This is a genomic window from Flavobacterium chungbukense, from assembly GCF_020805785.1.
GTDB lineage: Bacteria > Bacteroidota > Bacteroidia > Flavobacteriales > Flavobacteriaceae > Flavobacterium > Flavobacterium chungbukense.
The window spans coordinates 39174-58327 of record NZ_JAJGZV010000003.1 but is presented as its reverse complement, the minus strand read 5'-3'; the positions used below and the strand labels follow the sequence as shown (position 1 = coordinate 58327).

The following is a 19154-nucleotide window of genomic DNA, read 5'->3' as shown; positions in this document are numbered from 1 at the left end:
AAGCTAATAAAAAAGCCATAAATATTTTCTATGGCTTTAGAAAAGGTTGATTTTAAGATTTTTAGTCAGTAGATTCTCTTTTTATAAGATGTGTTTCTATGACTTCTGTAGTATAGTTTTCGTTTTCTTCTTCATCGTCGTCGTGTTCGGCTTCGAGTCTTTCAATAAGCATTTTAGCTGCTTTATTTCCCATTTTTTCGCCACTCTGACTTACCGTTGTAATACTTGGAGTTGAGTATTTTGAAATAATTCCATCCGTAAATGCAATTACAGCCAAATCTTCTGGAACTTTTAATCCCATTTTAGAGGCAGTTTTGATAATTGTTACTGCAAAAAGTTCATTTACAGCAAAAACAGCGTCAAAAGCACGATCATGTAAAAGCTGGCTGATGGTTATTTCACAGGTTTCTACATCTTCAATTTTGATTATTAAATCTTCATTGAAAGGAATTCCGTTATCTAAAAGTGCTTTTTCGTAGCCATCGGTTCTAAGTTTTCCAACACTTACATAATCGACAGTTGTTACAAGAGCGATTTTTTTTCTTCCATTATCAATTAAGCTCTGAACGGCTTCATAAGCAGCTGCTTTATCATCAATAATCACTTTATCGCATAAAATATCATTGGTAACACGATCAAACATTACAACCGGCATTCCTTGATTGATAACTTCTGTAATGTGGTGAAAGTCACCTTTATACTGGGTTTCTTTAGAAAGAGACATGATAAAACCATCGATACTTCCGTTGGCCAGCATTTCCATATTCAGGACTTCTTTGTCAAAAGAATCATCCGATACGCAGATGACAACACTATAGCCATATTCATTTGCAACCTGCTCAATTCCGTTGATTACAGTTGAGAAAAAATAGTGTACAATTTCGGGGATAATGATACCAATACTTTTGGTTTTTCGGTTTTTTAAACTAAGCGCAATATTGTTTGGTTTATAGTTGTAAAACTTTGCAAAAGCCTGCACTTTTAATCGTGTTTCTTCTCCAATTTCAAGACTGTTTCTAAGTGATTTTGAGACAGTTGAAATAGAGACATCAAGCTCCTTTGCAATCTGTTTTAGGGTTATTTTACGTTTCATGGCGTGAATTGAAAAAAATCTAATTAATAATAAAGGTATCTGAAATTTTTATAATTGACAATTTTAACGCTAAAAGATTACAAAAAATAGAAAGTTTTCAACACTACCACGTTTTCGTAACTCAATAAAAATTGTCGTTCGTCGAGCATGTTAATAAATTCATAATTTTGAAATTCGAAGTAAAATTAAAAACTTAACTAACGTTCACAAACTCAAACTAATTTAAACAAAAAGTATGAAAACAATTTACAAAAAGTTGTTATTTTTATTCCTTCTGCTTCCGTTTACTGTGTTAGCTCAAAACACATTAAGTGGAACAGTAACTGATCTTGCCACAGGTCAGCCAATACCAGGAGTAAATGTAAATGTACAAGGTGCCCCAGGAGGTACATCTACTGATTTTGATGGTAAATTTCAATTGCCTAATCTAAAAAATGGAGACAAAATTTTGGTTTCATTTATTGGATACAAAACATCGACTATAGTATTCAATGGTCAAAAAAGCCTAACTGTATCTTTAGAAGAAGATACTAATCAATTGAAAGAAGTAGTTGTTCAGGTAGGTTATGGTACTGTTAAGAAAAAAGATGCAACTGGTTCGGTTTCTCAAATTTCTGCAAAAGAATTTAATAAAGGTATTAACGTAACTCCAGAAAGTTTAATTGGAGGACGTATTGCTGGTGTAAATGTTGTAGGTGGAGGAGCTCCAGGAGCAAAAGCAGATATTAGAATTCGTGGAGGATCTTCATTAAGTGCATCAAATGATCCATTGATTATTTTAGACGGACTTCCGTTGAGTAATGCTGTTCCAAGCGGTGCTACAAGTATTTTGTCTACTATTGATCCTAATGATATTGAGTCTTTTACAGTTCTTAAAGATGCTTCTGCGGCGGCAATTTATGGTTCTCGTGCAGCAAATGGTGTAATTGTAATTACGACTAAAAAAGGAACTAAAGGTGGTGTAAAAGTTAATTTCAGTTCTCAAGTTGGTGTTAACACTATTGCTAATACAGTTGATGTTTTAAGCGCAGATCAATTCCGAACTTTCGTAAATGAAAAAGGAACGGATGCTCAAAAAGCATTGATGGGTACTGCTAATACAAACTGGCAGAATGAAATTTTCAATACAGCTCTTACAACTAACAATAATATCTCTGTAAGCGGTGCTTTATTTAATAAATTACCAGTACGTTTATCTGTTGGAAATGTTAATAATCCTGGAATCTTAAGAAACACTTCTTTTGAAAGAACTACGACATCGATATCGTTAAATCCAGTTTTATTTGACAATCACTTAAAAATTGATATTAGCGGAAACTTGTCTTTTAGTAAAAATCAATTTCAAGATGAAGATGCTGTTATCGGATCAGCAATCAGTTTTGATCCTACACAGTCACCTTATCAAGCAGGTTCTCGTTACGGAGGTTATTTCGAATGGTTAGAGCCAAACGGAAATATCGCATTATTGCCTGCTAAAAATCCTGTAGCAAGATTAAATCAAGAAGATAAAAGATCTAAATCTACTAGAAAATGGGGTAATATTAGCTTAGACTACAAATTTCACTTCTTTGAAGATTTAAGAATCGTAGCTGAAGCTGGTATCGACAGATTTGACAGCAGCGGATACAACAGACAAAGTACTGAAAGTATTTTAGGATTTCAGCCAGTTCCTTTTTCTTCAGCAGGTTATGTAAACTTAGGAAACTATGATACTTATACTGATGATCTTCAAAATAAAAATTTAAATACCTATTTCGTTTATACTAAAAATTTAGGAAAACTGAAATTAGATGCTACTGCTGGTTATAACTATCAGTTGTTCCAGAAAGAAAAATACCAATCAGGAGCACTTACACAACCCGTTGAAACTAGAAATGAAGATGTTATCACTGATCCAGACATTAACTTACAATCGTACTTTGGTCGTTTGAACTTAGGTTGGGACAGTAAATATTTATTGACTTTAAACTATAGAAGAGACGGAACATCTCGTTTTTCTGAAGAAAACAGATGGGGTAACTTTATGGGAGGTGCTTTTGCATGGAATATTGCTGAAGAATCTTTCTTAAAAGATAACGAAACACTTTCTACTTTAAAATTAAGAGTTGGTTATGGTACAACTGGACAGCAGGATATTTCTGCTCAGTACGATTATTTGAGAAGGGTAACACTTGGAACTGTAAGTACTCAGTATGTATTTAATGGTGTTGTTTATAGAACTGCTAGACCAGAAGGTTACAACCAAAATATTAAATGGGAAGAGTTGGCAGAGATGAACGTTGGGGTTGATTTCGGATTCTTACAAGATAGAATTACAGGTTCTGTTAATTACTTTGATAAAAAATCAACAGATTTATTGGCAGACGTATTAGTACCGGATGGTGCTAACTTAAGAAACCAAGGATTTAATAATATTGGTAACTTGAGAACAAAAGGTCTTGAGTTCAGTTTACAATCTGATGTTGTTAAAAATGATAACTTAACTTGGAATGTTGCTGTTAATGCTACTTACTTAGATCAGAAAATTGAAAGCTTAGGACAAACTGTTGAAGGTTTTCAAGGTTATGAAGTGGGTGATAATATTAAAGGAGGAAATGGAAATAAAGTGTTGATTAATACTGTTGGATTCGCTCCAAATTCATTCTTCGTTTATGAGCAATTATACGATGCTAACAAAAAACCAATCGCTGGTGCTTACGTAGACAGAAATGGAGATGGTAAAATCGATGCGAATGATCGTTACAGATACAAAAAACCAACAGCAGATTATACTTTTGGACTTTTCTCTACTTTAAACTACAAAAAGTTTGATTTTACAATGAACTGGAGAGCAAGTTTAGGAAATTACATTTTTGATAACGTAAATTCTAACATGGGTTATTCTGATGCTGCTTTAAGAAGACAAACAGATTTATCTAACGTAAGTTCAGATTATTTAAATACTGGATTTACTTTCGAAGATAATGGAACACAGCGTTATTTATCTAACTATTATGTAAAAGATGCTTCTTTTATCAAATTAGACAACGTAACTCTTGGGTATACTTTAGATAAGTCTTTACTAAAAGATGTTTCTTTAAGATTCTCAGCAGGTGTTCAAAACGTTTTTGTACTTACAAAATATGATGGATTAGATCCGGAGAAATTCAACGGAATTGATGGTAACGTTTATCCTAGAGCAAGAACTTACTTGTTTGGAGTAAATGCAAGTTTCTAATAGTACATTGAAAAACAAATTTTAAAACATACAAAATGAAAATATCATTTAAATATATATCTTATTTTTTCCTATTTATTTTAGGAATTAGTATGACGTTTACCTCGTGTACTGACGATCTAAACGTGACACCAAAAGATGACGATGAATTTTTATCGGAAACTTTTTTCCAAGATCCAGCGTCTTACAAACAAGTTTTGGCCAAATTATATGCTGGTCTTTATGTTGGAGGTAATGATGGTGATGGGCAAGCAGATATTGCTGGTCTAAGCGGAGATTTTAGCAGTTACTTGCGTTTGCTTTTTGTAACTCAAGAATTACCTACAGATGAGGCAGTTATTGCTTGGGCAGATGGTACTTTACCAACATTAAATAGTCAAACTTGGTCTCCTGTAAATGAGTTTTTATACGGAACTTATTCTAGAGCATTTTATCATATTAGTTTGGCAAATGAGTTTTTAAGACAAACTACAGATGAGAAATTGACAGCAAGAGGTGTTGATGCAAGTCTAAAAACTGAAATCGCAACTTTTAGAGCAGAAGCACGTTTCTTAAGAGCTTTCTCTTATACGAATTTGATGGACTTGTTTGGTAATGTGCCAATTACAACAGAAGCTGATCCAGTAGGTTTCTTTTATCCAGTACAAAAATCAAGAGCAGAAGTTTTTGCTTTTGTAGAGTCTGAATTAAAAGATCTAGATAGCAGTCTTCCAAATGCAAGAGCAAATGAATATGGTAGAGTTGATAAAGTGGCAGCTAAGTTTTTGCTAGCACAAATTTATTTAAACTCTAAAGTATATACAGGTACAGAGAGATTTAATGAAACAGCGACTTTATGTTCTGAGATTATTAACTCTGGATATACATTTGCAAATGTTCCTTATCGTTATTTATTTTCTGCGGATAATGATAAAAATGGAGCGCAAACTGAATTTATTTTCCCAATTGTAAGTGATGGTGTTGCTATTAGAGCGACAGGTGGAGGAATGAGTTTTATTCTACATGCTGGTATTGGTGGAAGTATGGATGCTGCATCAAGAGGTATGGATGGTGGATGGCAGGGAATTAGAACTCGTAAAGAGTTTGTAGCACTTTTCCCTGACGCAACAGCTACTGGCGACAAAAGAGGAACATTCTATACAGACGGACAAGCTTTAGATATTACTAATGTATCAACATTTACAGATGGTTATGCTGTAACAAAATATATTAATAAAAAAGCAGACGGATCGGCAGCACAAAGAACTGATATTCCAGATACAGATTTTCCAATGTTTAGAGTTTCTGATGCTTACTTAATGTATGCTGAAGCAACGTTAAGAGGAGCATCAACAGGAAATGTGGGTACTGCACTAGGTTATGTAAATCAAATTAGAACAAGAGCTGGTGCACAAAATATTTCTACGGCACAAATGACACTTGATTTTATTTTAGATGAAAGAGGAAGAGAGTTATTTTGGGAATGCCACAGAAGAACAGATTTGATTCGTTTTGGAAAATTCTCAGGAGGATCTAAAATCTGGCAATGGAAAGGCGGAGTAATGAATGGTGCTTCTACAGAATCTTACAGAGATTTAATGCCAATTCCGTCTAAAACAATTCAGGCAAATCCAACTTTGAAACAAAATCCAGGATACTAACACCTAATAGAACTGTAAAATGAAAAATATATATAAAGTTTTAATCGCATTTATTGGTGTATTAGCGGTGTCATGTAATGCAGATGCTGTTGATGAAAGACCAATTCTTGATGCAGTTTCAACACCTGAAATTACTGCACCAACTACAGGACAAAACTATGTTTTAGATGTTGAAAAAGCAGCACAGGAAGTTGCTAAATTTAAATGGTCAGCTGCTGAGTATTCTACTACAGTTGCAGTTAAATACACTTTGTTAATTGATAAAAAAGGAGGTGATTTTAAAAATGCAAAAACACTTCAAACCACTACTAATAGTATTACAGAGGTTTCTGTATTAGCTAGAGAACTAAATCAGGTTGCGATTGATCTTGGCGGTACTCCAGAAGTTGCAGCGCAGTATGATGTTAAAATTACAGCTAATGTTTCAGGAGGAGTTGTTCAAGTTTCAAAAGGATTAATCTCGATTACTGTAACTCCATACGTTGGGAAAGTTCCTTACGATTTTGTAGAATGGTACTTAGTTGGAGATGCAACAGTTGCTGGTTGGGATAATAACAAAGGAAACCAGATATTATTCAGAAGTGCAACAAATTCTGATGAATATACCTTTACAGGATTCTTTAAGAAAGGGGCTTTTAAAACTATTCAAAATTTAGGAAGCTGGATACCAATGTTTGGTTACGGTTCAGAAACTGCTATGGCTTATAGAGGAACAGATGCTGATGCAGATCCACCAACATTTAACATTCCTGCAGATGGTTACTATAAATTTACGATGGATGTTGAAAAAAAGACTTACACATTGGCTCCGTACGCAGCTGGTGCTACAGCTCCAACGTATTCTACAGTAGGTATTATTGGTAGCGCAACTTCAAAAGGTTGGGATGCTTCAACACCAATGGTAAAATCTACTTTCAATGCACACGTTTGGACTTTGGGAGTAACATCTTTAAACGATGGAGAAATAAAATTCAGAGCAAATGATGCGTGGGATGTTTCATGGGGAGGAAAAACTCCTTTCTCAGGTGTTAGTACTGGTGACAACACTCCTGTGTCGAAATCAAAATATCTTATTTATTTCAATGATTTAGACGGAAGTTACTTAATGATTCCTAATCAATAAAAAACTTCAGTTAATAACTGAAAAAGGGCTATCTCGTGATAGCCCTTTTTTAATCAATCTAACTATTTAGCTAACCACTATTATTATGAAAAGAATTTTACTATTAACATTTTTATTGTTGTCGTTGATTGCTTCTGCCCAAGTGCAGACTGTCACGTACTCCATAAATCCGGCAACATTTGAAGACACTACACCAATAATGATTACAATAAATGGTAGTAGTGTTAATGAAACTTCATGGGGAATTAGCACAACTCATGCTTTATATCTTTGGTCATGGTCTTATGATGTAAACGATACCAATCAGGCAGATAGTCCTTCAAACGGATCTTGGACTGCATCAAACGAGGCAGCGAGATTTACGTATAATGCAGGAACAGATACATATACCAAAACTATTACGCCTTCTGTTTATTTTAATAGAAATGGAATAGGAGGAATTGGTTTTCTTGTTAAAACTAAAGATGGAACTGGCGATAAAAAATCACAAGATATTGTTGTCGAAGTAGGTTCTTTTCAAGCTTCTTTAACTTCGCCAGCAGAAAATAGTACTTCAATTATTGCCTCGGGTGCTAGTTTAAATATCACTGCGACAAATACAAACGGAGTGGCGAGTTATACTTTAAAAGCAAATGGAACCATAATCAATACCAATGCAAGTACTTCAAGTTATGCTTACAATCATACCAATATCACTGGAAATCAAAGTTATGAACTGACAATTACACAGGGAACTACTTCAATTGTGAAGAAGTTTTCAGTTGTGGTAAATCCGAATACCGTTTCTCAAGCTATGCCGGCTGGTTTAATAGATGGAATTAATTATAATACGGCAGACGCTACAAAAGCAACTTTGGTTTTAGATGCTCCGCTAAAAGATTTTGTTTACGTTGCAGGAAGTTTCAACAATTGGCAGCCAACATCGGCTTATGCCATGAAAAAAGATCCAACTTCAGGTAAATTTTGGTTAGAACTTACAGGATTAGTTTCAGGTGTAAATAATACATATCAATATTGGGTGGTAGATACAACACCATTGGCAAATTCGCCTTCAATGGTAAAAACAGCAGATCCTTATTCTACTTTGGTTTTATCGCCTTATGATGATAGTGGAATTCCTAGTTTAAAATATCCAAATATGCCAGCTTATCCAACTGGACAAAATTTTGAAGTTACGGTTTTAAAAACAGGAGAAACACCATACAATTGGCAGGTAACTAATTTTACTAAACCTGAAAAAGAAAAATTGGTAGTTTATGAAGTTTTGGTTCGTGATTTTGATGCGTCTAAAAGTTATCAAAGTTTGATTGATAGAATTGATTATTTTAAAAACCTTAAAATTAATGCGATCGAATTAATGCCTGTTATGGAATTTGAAGGCAATGAAAGCTGGGGTTATAATACCTCATTTCATATGGCTTTAGATAAATTCTACGGAACTTCAGATAAGCTAAAAGAGTTTATCGATTTATGCCATCAAAATGGAATAGCAGTTATTTTGGATGTGGCTTTAAACCATGCTTTTGGAAGAAATCCGATGGTAAGAATGTGGATGAACGATCCTGATGGTGATGGTTTTGGATCGCCAACGGCCGAAAATCCCTATTTTAATACAGTTGCAAAACACAGTTATAATGTAGGAGAAGATTTTAATCATCAGTCCGCAAAAACACAATATTATGTAGAACGTGTTGTTAAACAATGGATTCGGGAATATAAAATTGACGGTTTTCGCTGGGATTTGACTAAAGGATTTACACAAAATTGTACAGCGTCTGATAATTCATGTACAGATTCCTATCAGCAGGACAGAGTCGATATTCTGAAAAAATATGCAGATTATTCATGGAGTTTAGACCCAACACATTATACCATTTTTGAACACTTAGGTTCTGATGCCGAAGAAAAGCAATGGGCAGATTATAAAATTACAGAAACTCCAAGCAAAGGAATTATGATGTGGGGTAAAATGACCAATCAATATAATCAATTGTCTATGGGATATGCTGATGAAAGTAATATTTCGAGAATGACAAGTGCAAGCCGCGGTTTCGTAGCAAATAGATTAGTGGGATACGCTGAAAGTCATGACGAAGAACGTTTGATGTATAAAAATGTACAATACGGAGCTGTAAATGGTACTTATAATGTAAAAACATTAAATACAGCCTTATCTAGAATGTCGGCAATTGGCGCAGTTTCTTTATTGGTTCCGGGACCAAAAATGATCTGGCATTTTGGCGAATTAGGATGGGAAAGTTCGATTTTTACCTGTAATGACAATACAGTCAATACAGATTCAGATGCAATAGGTGGAGATTGTAAGTTAGATACTAAACCGCAACCGCAATGGGTAAATAATTGGCTGGGAAATTCAAATCGTAATAAGATTTACAACGATTGGGTAAAAATGATTACGCTAAAAACTGCAGAACCTGTGTTTTTAGGAACTGCTACAATGACAAATGCGAATTCTTTAAATGTAAATATTAAAATAACAAACGCGTCTTTAACTTCCACGCAATTAAAAGATGTCGTAATTCTTGCCAATTTTGATACTTCAGCACAAAATATAGCAACAGGTTTTCCATATTCAGGAACTTGGTATAATTTAATGGATAATACAACTATAAACGTTACAGATTTAAATGCTCCTATAAATCTGCCTCCAGGAGAATATAGAATATTTGGAAATAAAACCGCAAATCTTGCTATAGGCGAATTTGAAAAAGGAAGTTCCGTTAATTTATATCCAAATCCGGTTGCAGATTATTTTACATTAAATACAGCTTTTACAAAAGTTCAAATTTATTCTGTTTCTGGACAATTAGTTAAAAGCTTTGTTTCTAATGGAGATGCTGATTTTCAATTTAGCGTAAGCGAATTACAAACAGGAATATACATCGTAAAAGCTTCTGATGAAAATAATAAAACTCAGGTAATGAAGTTTATTAAAAGATAAACTAGAAATAGGTTAAAAATTAGGTTAGGTTAGTAATGAAAAAGGGCTGTCTGGAAACGGACAGCCTTTTTTTGGTTTTTAGGTTTGGGGTATTTTTTTTTGTTTATTTCTTTTTATCGCTGTATTCTCCAATTAGAGAATAATACCCAAATGTTCCCAATCCCATAGTGATTAGCGGAGTTAGTATAAAAAGGATAATGGCTCCAAATACTAAATCATCTTGCTGATCTGAAAGAAGTTTTGGCAAACCAAATTCAAACACACAGAAATAAGCAGCTGCCGCTGCTAAAGCAATCCATAAAGCCCCTAAAACTTGTTTGATCCCATTCATTTTTTTAAATTTTAAAGGTGATTAATTTTGTTTTTGTTGTCAATATATATCATTCCGATTACAAAACAGATTCCTGCAATTACTATAGGATACCATAATCCGTCAAGATAAAAATCAGTTTTTCCGTTTGCTTTGGCATGAGTTACAAAATAGGTGGAAATTGCAGGAAGCAATCCGCCAAAAATTCCGTTTCCAACATGATATGGAAGCGACATCGAAGTATATCTAATTTTAGTTGGAAACATTTCGACTAAAAACGCGGCAATTGGACCATATACCATAGTTACAAAGAGTACTTGAATAAAAACTAAGAAAATTAAAGTCCATTTATCACTTGAATTTATTGTTACAGAAATGCTGCTTTGCACTTCTTTTTTATTCATGTACGATTTTTTTTCAAACGCAGATGTGCCATCTGTATATTTTTTTTCGATAGTTACAATTGAGCTCCCATTATCTTTGTTTTCAGTAGTTTGTTTTTGAGATGCTGCAATTTCGGTTTTCCTGCTAATATTTGTTGTTTCGTACATTGCCTTATAAATCGGTCTGTACGATAATATAGCGATTAACATTCCGAACATCATAATATATTTACGCCCAATTTTATCGCTCAGCCATCCGAAAAAAATAAAAAATGGCGTTCCAATTAAAAGAGCAATTCCCAGTAATTCATCGACTTGCGAAGAATCAACATTCATTACTGTTTTCATGAAACTCATTGCATAAAATTGTCCAGTGTACCAAACAACGCCTTGTCCCATTGTGGCTCCAAATAGAGCTAATAAAACAAACTTTAAATTATATCTGTTTCCGAAACTCTCTTTTAAAGGGTTAGCACTTGTTGTTCCTTCTTTTTTAGCTTTTGCAAAAACTGGAGACTCGTCCATGTTTTTACGAATGAGATAAGACACGCCGACCATTACAACAGAAACCCAGAAAGGAACACGCCATCCCCATAAATCAAAATCTTCTGCAGAAAGCATATTTTTGGTTGCCAGAATGACCATTAAAGAAATAAATAAACCAACAGTGGCAGTAGTCTGAATCCAAGAAGTCCAATATCCTTTTTCACCTGCTGGAGCATGTTCAGCAACATAAGTGGCTGCTCCGCCATATTCGCCTCCTAAAGCAAGTCCTTGTAATAATCTCAAAATTAAAACTAGTAAAGGAGCTAGAAAACCTATAGTTTCATAACTCGGAATACAGCCAATTAAAAAAGTAGAACCGCCCATTAATAATAAGGTAGCCATAAAAGTATATTTACGGCCAATAATATCGCCAAGCCTTCCAAAAAATAAAGCTCCAAAAGGACGAACTACAAATCCAGCAGCAAAAGTGGCTAAAGTAGATAAGAATGCAGCAGTCGGATTGTCGCTTGGAAAGAATTTGGTTGAAATAACAACAGCAAGGCTGCCAAAAATATAAAAGTCGTACCATTCAATCATGGTGCCCATAGAAGAGGCTGAAATTACTTTCCAAATGCCTTTAGTCGAAGTTTCGCTCATAAAACTGCTTTGAGATCTTATTAATAAATGAAAGTTAAAATTATAGTTTTACGAATATAGAAGATATTTTTTTATTCAGTTAATACTTTTTTAACAAAAACTATTTATTTCTTGACTTTTTAGTTTAACCTTAAGAGAACAAAGAAAAAAACGCAAAGGTTCGCAAAGTTTAATTTAAAAACTTTGTGAACCTTTGCGTAGATCTTAGTGCACTTTGCGGTTAAAAATTAGAAAGCTATAAAAAACAAAAAACCCGAATATTTCTATTCGGGTTTTGTGGTACCTCCAGTCCCGAGGCTTCGGGAGAACCAGAGACACATTACAACTTTCTTTTAGATAAAATATCTTCTAAAATAGATGGGTTCGCTATTACTTTGTTATTAAAGATTTTGCTTTTCATTCTTTTTATAAAATTTTCCAGATATAGTGCATCATCTTTGGTGTTGCAACTAAAAGTGAGAACGACTTCCCAGTCATCAGCAATTTTGGTAAAAGAATTTGAATAAAAATGGTTTTGATGTTTAAAAATTCTTTCATGGATATTTTTAGTTTCTCCAATATAGAATTTTTGAGAAGAATTTGAATAAAGAATATATAAGTAATGCATTTTAAAAATGTTAAAAAACAAAAAACCCGAATATTTCTATTCGGGTTTTGTGGTACCTCCAGGGATCGAACCAGGGACACATGGATTTTCAGTCCATTGCTCTACCATCTGAGCTAAGGTACCGTGCTTGTTTGTTGCGGGTGCAAATATATAATCATTTTTGGTTTGAGCAAAACATTTTTTAGAAAAAATCTATTCGTATCTTCGCAAAAGCAAAAAAGTAAATATGATTTTAACAGTTGATATCGGAAACACCAGAATTAAAGCAGCTGTATTTGAGGGGAATAATGCGCTTGAAAATTTTATTTTTGACAAAAACGAGCTCGAAAAAAAAATCGAAAAAATTTTAAAAAAGTTTCCAAATTGCTCTGATTTGGTCGTAGCATCTGTAGGAAGTATAGAAAAACAATCTTTTTTGACTTTCGAAAATCGGCTGAAAGTCCACTTTTTTACACACGAAGACGTATTTCCATTTCAGAATAAATATGCAACTCCTAAAACTTTAGGAATCGACCGAATGATTTTGGCAGGAGGAGCAACCTTGCAATTTCCAAAACAAAACAGGCTTGTTATAGATGCTGGAACTTGTATAACCTACGATTTTATCGACGAAAACGACAATTATTTAGGAGGAGCAATCTCTCCAGGTCTTCGTTTGCGATATGAATCTCTCCATAATTTCACGGCAAGACTGCCTTTATTGACTTTAGAAGCACCCGATAATTATGTCGGGAACTCAACACCACAGGCGATCCATTCTGGTGTTGTCAATGGTTTCGTCTATGAGATTGACGGTTTTATCGATGAATATCGCAAGGAGTTTTCAAATTTTATCATAATTTTAACGGGAGGCGATGCAGAATTTTTGGCTAAACGATTAAAAAATACCATATTTGCCAATTCAAATTTCCTTCTAGAAAGTTTGAACCAAACATATCAATATAAAATCGACAATGATTAAAAAAGTAATAATAAGCGCTTGTTTGCTTATATCGTTCGTTTCATTCGCTCAACAAGGTACTGCTTCGCCATATTCTTTTTTCGGAATTGGTGATGTAAGATTCAAGGGAACTCTTGAAAACAGATCTATGGCAGGTGTTGCGGTCGAGCAAGATTCGATTCACTTAAATATAGAAAATCCTGCAAGTTATGCTAGTTTATTGCAAACTACTTTTACGGTTGGAGGAACTTTTGCTACTTCTAATTTAAAAACAAGTACTCAGTCTGAAAAAGCACAACGAACTACTTTTGATTATCTAGCTCTAGGAATTCCGATGGGGAAATTTGGAGCTTCTTTTGGTTTGATACCAGTATCGTCGGTTGGATATAAAATTTTGAATGATAATTCGGCAACAGAAGGAGCAATCAGCTCACAACTTGATGGAAAAGGTGGCGTAAATAAAGTTTATTTTGGTTTAGCGTACAAAATTACGCGTAACTGGAACATTGGGGCTGATGCACAATATAACTTTGGAAAAATTACAACAACAACTGTAGAAGGTATTACAGGTGTTGATAATAGTACTGCAGAAGTAAATACAGCAGAATTGTCTGGAGTAAATTTTAGCATCGGAACGATGTATCAGAAAAAAATATACAAGAAAATGAGCCTGTTTTCTAGTTTAAGTTACAAATTTGGAGGCGATTTAAATTCTGATAATAGAAGGGTAATTTCTGTACAAGGAGATCCTGATCCTTTTGTTTATCCAGTAGTTCCGAAAACATTAAAAATCCCGAGTAAATTGAGTATTGGTTTAGGAGTTGGTGAGGCAAGAAAATGGCTTATTGGAGCAAATATGGCTTTCCAAGATAAAGGAGACTTAGAAAATATCTACAACGCATCTGAAAGTGTGAAGTATGAAAGTTATTCTAAGTATGCACTTGGAGGTTATTATCTTCCTAATTATAACTCGTTTACTAGTTATATGAGCAGAATTACTTATAGAGCTGGTATAAAATATGAAAAAATTGGTCTTATAGTTAATAACGAATCTATTAAAGATATCGGAATGACTTTAGGAGCTGGGATTCCAATTCCTGGATCTTTTTCAAATGTGAATTTTGGAATTGAATTCGGTAAACGCGGTACTGTTTCTTCTAATTTAGTGCAAGAGAACTATGTGAATTTTAGTTTAAGCTTCTCTTTCAACGACAGATGGTTTGTTAAGAGTAAATTCCAATAAGATACTCTTTTAACTTTTCTAAGCTCATTACAATTTACTACATTTGGCAAATGAATTTACCAAAGAGATATAGTCTGATAGTGGTCACGGTTATTGCTGTGACACTGTTTTTTGGGTGCGAAAGTAATTTTAAAGAAGTTCAAAAAATTAACTTCTCAGAGTTTGTTCCCGCAACCGATGCAGACAATGCCAATATTAAATACACAGATTCTGGGCGCATTACGGGTATTTTAATGGCTCGTAAAATGCTAGATTATTCTAACCTTGATTTCCCATTTACAGAATTTCCAAAAGGAATCGATGTAACTTTGTATGATAAAAAGCAAAAACGTACTTTTATAAAAGCAAATTATGCAATTTCATATAAAAGCACTCAAATTATAGATCTCATTGGAAAAGTAGTAATTACTTCAGAAGCGGGACAGGTTTTAGAAACGGAACAGCTGTATTTCGATCAGAAAAACGAATGGTTTTATACCGAAAGAAAATTTAAACTTACTGATACAAAAGGAGTTTCTTTTGGTCAGGGAATAGATTTTAGTAAAGATTTTAAAGTGATTAATTCACAGCGTGTAAACGGTGAATTTGAATCATCAGAAGAAAAAATATAAATTATGGGTTATTTAAAATATACACAATACGTTTACATCCTTTTTGCACTTTTCTTTATTTATGATGGTGTAATAAAATTAAACTCAGGTGACGAGGGTTATCCGTTAAGCTTTGTAATTGCAGGAATGGCTATATTTATGTTTTTCTTTAGAAGAAGATTCCTGAATCGTAATAAAAAACAATAAAAATGGAAATTAGTATTATAATAATATGTTTAATACTAGCAGCCTTTTTTTCTGGAATGGAAATCGCTTTTATTTCCTCCAACAAAATTTATCTTGAAATAGAAAAAAAACAGGATGATTTCCTGTCACGTATCTTAACTAAGCTTACCGAAAATCCATCAAAGTTTATTGCTGCAATGCTCATTGGCAATAATGTAGCTTTGGTTATTTATGGTTTCTTTATGGGTGATCTGATTCTGAATTGGATGACTCAATTTGGGTTAGTTTTTTCGGATTGGTGGAATATCCTAATTCAGACTTTACTTGCAGCATTTATAGTTTTGGTAACTTCAGAGTTTTTTCCAAAAGTATTCTTTCAGATTTATGCCAATTCATTAATTAAGATTCTGGCGCTTCCAGCTTATTTGTTTTATCGCTTGTTTTATTATATTTCTACTTTCTTCATTTGGATTGTGGATTTTGCATTGAGTAAATTTTTTAGGACAGAAGGAAATCAAATTCAGTTATTCAGTAGAATTGAACTTGGAAATTATATCACAGAACAAATGAGTACTGTTGAAGAAAATGAAGAAGTAGATTCTGAAATTCAGATTTTTCAAAATGCCCTAGAATTTTCTGCTGTAAAAGCGCGTGATATTATGACGCCTAGAACAGAAATTGTATATGTAGATCTTTTTGATTCGGTAGACGATTTGAAAAAAATGTTTATTGAAACCGGATATTCTAAGATAATCATAAGCCAAAATTCTTTAGATGATATTGTAGGTTATGTGCATTCTTTCGATTTGTTCAAAAAGCCAGCAACAATCAAATCAGTTTTGATGACAGTAGAATTTGTTCCCGAAACAATATTGATTAAAGATGTTTTAGATCTGCTGATTAAAAAACGAAAAAACGTTGCTGTAGTGTTAGATGAATATGGAGGTACTTCTGGAATTATGACTCTAGAAGATATTGTCGAAGAGCTTTTTGGGGAAATTGAAGATGAACACGATTTAGAGGAAGAATTGGTAGAAGAAGAAATAGGCGAAGGTAAATATTTGTTTTCTACACGATTGGATGTGGAGTATTTGAACGAAACATACAAATTGATGATTCCTGAAGAAGACTCTTACGGAACTTTAGGAGGTTTTATTGTCAATCATACCAAAGAAATTCCGCAAAAAGGAGATAAAATTGTAATAGATAAGTATCATTTTTTTATAAAAGAGGCCTCAAATAAGAAAATAGAACTCGTCAAATTAACAATTAAAGAGTGATTTTTTAAATTAATGAAAAAAAATGTTGAAAATAAAACGCTAGTTGTATTGTTATTAACTAGATAATTGTATTTTCGCAAACTGAATATAAAATTAACGATAATAAAATGGCAGTTTTAGCAAAAATTAGACAGCGTTCCGCTTTATTGATAGGGGTTATTGCACTTGCATTATTTGCATTTATAATACAAGACTTAATCGGTAAAGGAACATTTAGTCAAAGTTCAAAAGATGTAGGAAGCATCGATGGAAAAGATATTTCATTTGAAGACTTTAGAATTAAAGTTAGTAATCTTGAAAAAAGTGGGCAAGGTATTACTTCCACTGAAGCTGCAAACAGAGTTTGGGATCAAGAAGTTTCAATCGCTTTATTGTCATCACAATTTGAGAAATTAGGATTGAGAGTAGGTGAGAAACACTTATTAGAAGTTTTAAAATCAGATCCGAATATTGGTAAAAACCCAATGTTCTTAAACGCAGCGGGAATTTTTGACGTAGTTAAATTTAAAGATTACTTCAAAGCAAATCCAGAAGCAGCACAATTTATCTCTGAAAAAGAAAAAGATGCAGAATTGAATGCTAAATTTCAAATCTATAACACTTTAATTAAATCTGGACTTTACACAACTGCTAGTGAAGGAAAATTAAAGTACGAAATGGAAGCAAACAAAGTAAGTTTTGCTTTCGCTGCAGCTCCATATTCTTCTATTAAAGATAGTGAAGTAAAAATTTCTGATTCAGAAATTGTAGACTACATGAAGAAAAACGAGAAAAAATTTAAAGCAGATGCAACTCGTGAAATTCAATACGTTTTAGTTGAAGATAAACCTTCTAAAGAAGATGAAGCTGAAATTAAAGGTAAATTAACTGCATTATTATCTGGAAGTGTTGTTTACAATGCAAAAACAGGTAAAAATGATACATTGCCTGGATTTAAAAATGCTGCAAACGTTGCTGAATTTGTAAATGCAAATTCTGATGTTCCTTACGATTCAACTTATGTTCCTAAAAATGCTTTACCTGCAGTTGACGCTGACAAATTGTTCAGTTTGCCTGCTGGAGCAATCTACGGACCATACGTTTACGGAAAATATTATGCTATCTCTAAATCTTTAGGTTTTAAAGCTGGAGTTAATGCAAAAGCAAGTCATATCTTAATTGGTTACGAAGGATCTCAAACTCCAAACCAAAAAGAAAAAAGAACTAAAGAAGAAGCTAAAGCTAAAGCTGAAGAAATTTTAGCTCAAGTACAAGCTAATCCAGATAGTTTTATGATGTTGGCTTTTACAAGTTCTGATGATTCATCTGCACAGCAAGGTGGTGATTTAGGATATTTTGGTCCAAACCAAATGGTAAAACCATTTAATGATTTTGTATTCAGCAACGGAATTGGTAAAGTTGGTTTAGTAGAAACTCCTTTTGGATTTCACGTAATCAAAATTACAGATAAACAAGACGGAATTCGATTAGCTACAATTGCTCAAAAAATCGAGCCTTCTGAAGCTACTTCTGATAAAGTATTTACATTAGCAACTAAATTTGAAATGGATGCTGCAAGCAAAGATTTTAATGCTGCTGCAAAAGAATTAGGTTTAAAAGTTGCTGCGCCAGTAGATGCTAAAGCTATGGATGAAGCGTTTGGACCATTAGGAAATCAACGTAACATCGTAAGATGGGCATTTGATAAAGAAACTAGTACTGGTGATGTTAAACGTTTTGAAATTGCAAATATTGGACACGTAATTGCACAGTATAAAGGAGAAAACAAATCAGGTTTAGTATCTGTTACAATGGCAAGACCTTATGTTGAGCCAATCTTGAAAAACAAGAAAAAAGCAGAATTATTAAAAGCTAAAATGACAGGTTCTAATCTTGAAGCTATCGCTAAAGCTGCTGGAGTTGCTGTTCAGCAAGCTGCAGATGTGACTTTAGATAATCCAGTTTTACCTGGAGGAGTTGGGCAAGAGCCAAAAGTTGTTGGAAACGCATTCGCTTTAACAGCAAATAAAGTTTCTGCTCCAATTGAAGGAAATACTGGAGTTTATGTTGTGAAAAACATTAAAACAGTAAAAGCGCCTGCAATTGCTAATCACGCTGCTTATGTTGAGAAAGTAAAAGCTCAAAGCGCTAATGATGCAACTAGAGTATTGCCAGCGTTGAAAAACAATGCTAAAATTGAAGATAACAGATTACAATTCAATTACTAAAAATTAGTAATTCATCTTATAAAACCCGAAACTTTCATTGAAAGTTTCGGGTTTCTTTTTTTGTGTAAAATGCACAATTTCAATTTGTAATATTTTTTAGTTAATTTTTTGATACTCTGTAAGTAAAATTGATATTTAATCTAAAAAATTTGTGATATTCAAATTATTACAGTTAATTTGTTCGATTTTATCGTTTAACGGGATTTTTCAGTGTAAAATAATCGACGAAA

General features: G+C 33.4%; 14 protein-coding genes and 1 tRNA gene. 10 read left to right on the top strand and 5 right to left on the bottom strand.

What is annotated here, in order from left to right:
* Positions 1 to 61: 61 nt before the first annotated feature.
* Positions 62 to 1093: a LacI family DNA-binding transcriptional regulator gene (locus tag LL966_RS10510; RefSeq protein ID WP_229353014.1), complete on the bottom strand. Its 1032-nt coding sequence runs from the start codon at positions 1091 to 1093 to the stop codon at positions 62 to 64.
* Positions 1094 to 1328: 235 nt separating this feature from the next.
* Between LL966_RS10510 and LL966_RS10505 the strand changes: the two genes are divergently transcribed.
* The 4 genes from LL966_RS10505 to LL966_RS10490 all read left to right on the top strand — a co-directional run bounded on the left by LL966_RS10505 (position 1329) and on the right by LL966_RS10490 (position 10035).
* Positions 1329 to 4310 (top strand): SusC/RagA family TonB-linked outer membrane protein, encoded by a 2982-nt coding sequence (locus LL966_RS10505; protein WP_229353013.1) that lies wholly within the window; start codon positions 1329 to 1331, stop codon positions 4308 to 4310.
* A gap of 35 nt (positions 4311 to 4345) precedes the next feature.
* Positions 4346 to 5950 (top strand): RagB/SusD family nutrient uptake outer membrane protein, encoded by a 1605-nt coding sequence (locus LL966_RS10500; protein WP_229353012.1) that lies wholly within the window; start codon positions 4346 to 4348, stop codon positions 5948 to 5950.
* A 19-nt stretch (positions 5951 to 5969) separates the two neighbouring features.
* Positions 5970 to 7073: a SusE domain-containing protein gene (locus LL966_RS10495; RefSeq protein ID WP_229353011.1), complete on the top strand. Its 1104-nt coding sequence runs from the start codon at positions 5970 to 5972 to the stop codon at positions 7071 to 7073.
* Between the two features lie 85 nt (positions 7074 to 7158).
* Complete coding sequence (locus LL966_RS10490; protein WP_229353010.1) at positions 7159 to 10035, top strand: alpha-amylase family glycosyl hydrolase; 2877 nt, start codon at positions 7159 to 7161, stop codon at positions 10033 to 10035.
* A 103-nt stretch (positions 10036 to 10138) separates the two neighbouring features.
* Here LL966_RS10490 and LL966_RS10485 read toward each other — a convergent pair whose 3' ends face one another.
* The 4 genes from LL966_RS10485 to LL966_RS10470 form a co-directional block, all read right to left on the bottom strand.
* Positions 10139 to 10366, bottom strand: a complete 228-nt coding sequence (locus tag LL966_RS10485) for a DUF6814 family protein (RefSeq protein ID WP_229353008.1) — start codon at positions 10364 to 10366, stop codon at positions 10139 to 10141.
* Positions 10367 to 10377: 11 nt separating this feature from the next.
* The gene (locus tag LL966_RS10480; protein ID WP_229353006.1) at positions 10378 to 11871 is read right to left on the bottom strand and encodes an MFS transporter; all 1494 of its coding nucleotides are present in this window, start codon (positions 11869 to 11871) and stop codon (positions 10378 to 10380) included.
* A 319-nt stretch (positions 11872 to 12190) separates the two neighbouring features.
* Positions 12191 to 12478: a GIY-YIG nuclease family protein gene (locus LL966_RS10475; protein WP_229353004.1), complete on the bottom strand. Its 288-nt coding sequence runs from the start codon at positions 12476 to 12478 to the stop codon at positions 12191 to 12193.
* A 50-nt stretch (positions 12479 to 12528) separates the two neighbouring features.
* Positions 12529 to 12601, bottom strand: a tRNA-Phe gene (locus LL966_RS10470).
* Between the two features lie 103 nt (positions 12602 to 12704).
* On the opposite strand from LL966_RS10470, the gene LL966_RS10465 reads away from it, so the two are divergent.
* The 6 genes from LL966_RS10465 (at position 12705) to LL966_RS10440 (ending at position 18924) form a co-directional block, all read left to right on the top strand.
* The gene (locus LL966_RS10465; protein ID WP_229353000.1) at positions 12705 to 13439 is read left to right on the top strand and encodes a type III pantothenate kinase; all 735 of its coding nucleotides are present in this window, start codon (positions 12705 to 12707) and stop codon (positions 13437 to 13439) included.
* On the top strand, positions 13432 to 14661 hold the full coding sequence (locus LL966_RS10460; protein ID WP_229352999.1) for a hypothetical protein: 1230 nt from the start codon (positions 13432 to 13434) through the stop codon (positions 14659 to 14661). Before LL966_RS10465 ends, LL966_RS10460 begins: the two co-directional genes overlap by 8 nt.
* Positions 14662 to 14711: 50 nt before the next feature.
* The gene (gene lptC / locus LL966_RS10455) at positions 14712 to 15272 is read left to right on the top strand and encodes an LPS export ABC transporter periplasmic protein LptC (RefSeq protein ID WP_229352997.1); all 561 of its coding nucleotides are present in this window, start codon (positions 14712 to 14714) and stop codon (positions 15270 to 15272) included.
* A gap of 3 nt (positions 15273 to 15275) precedes the next feature.
* Positions 15276 to 15458: a hypothetical protein gene (locus LL966_RS10450; RefSeq protein WP_229352995.1), complete on the top strand. Its 183-nt coding sequence runs from the start codon at positions 15276 to 15278 to the stop codon at positions 15456 to 15458.
* 2 nt (positions 15459 to 15460) lie between these two features.
* Positions 15461 to 16717, top strand: a complete 1257-nt coding sequence (locus LL966_RS10445; protein ID WP_229352994.1) for a hemolysin family protein — start codon at positions 15461 to 15463, stop codon at positions 16715 to 16717.
* A gap of 107 nt (positions 16718 to 16824) precedes the next feature.
* Positions 16825 to 18924, top strand: coding sequence for a peptidylprolyl isomerase (locus LL966_RS10440; RefSeq protein ID WP_229352992.1), 2100 nt, complete (start codon positions 16825 to 16827; stop codon positions 18922 to 18924).
* Positions 18925 to 19154: the final 230 nt, after the last annotated feature.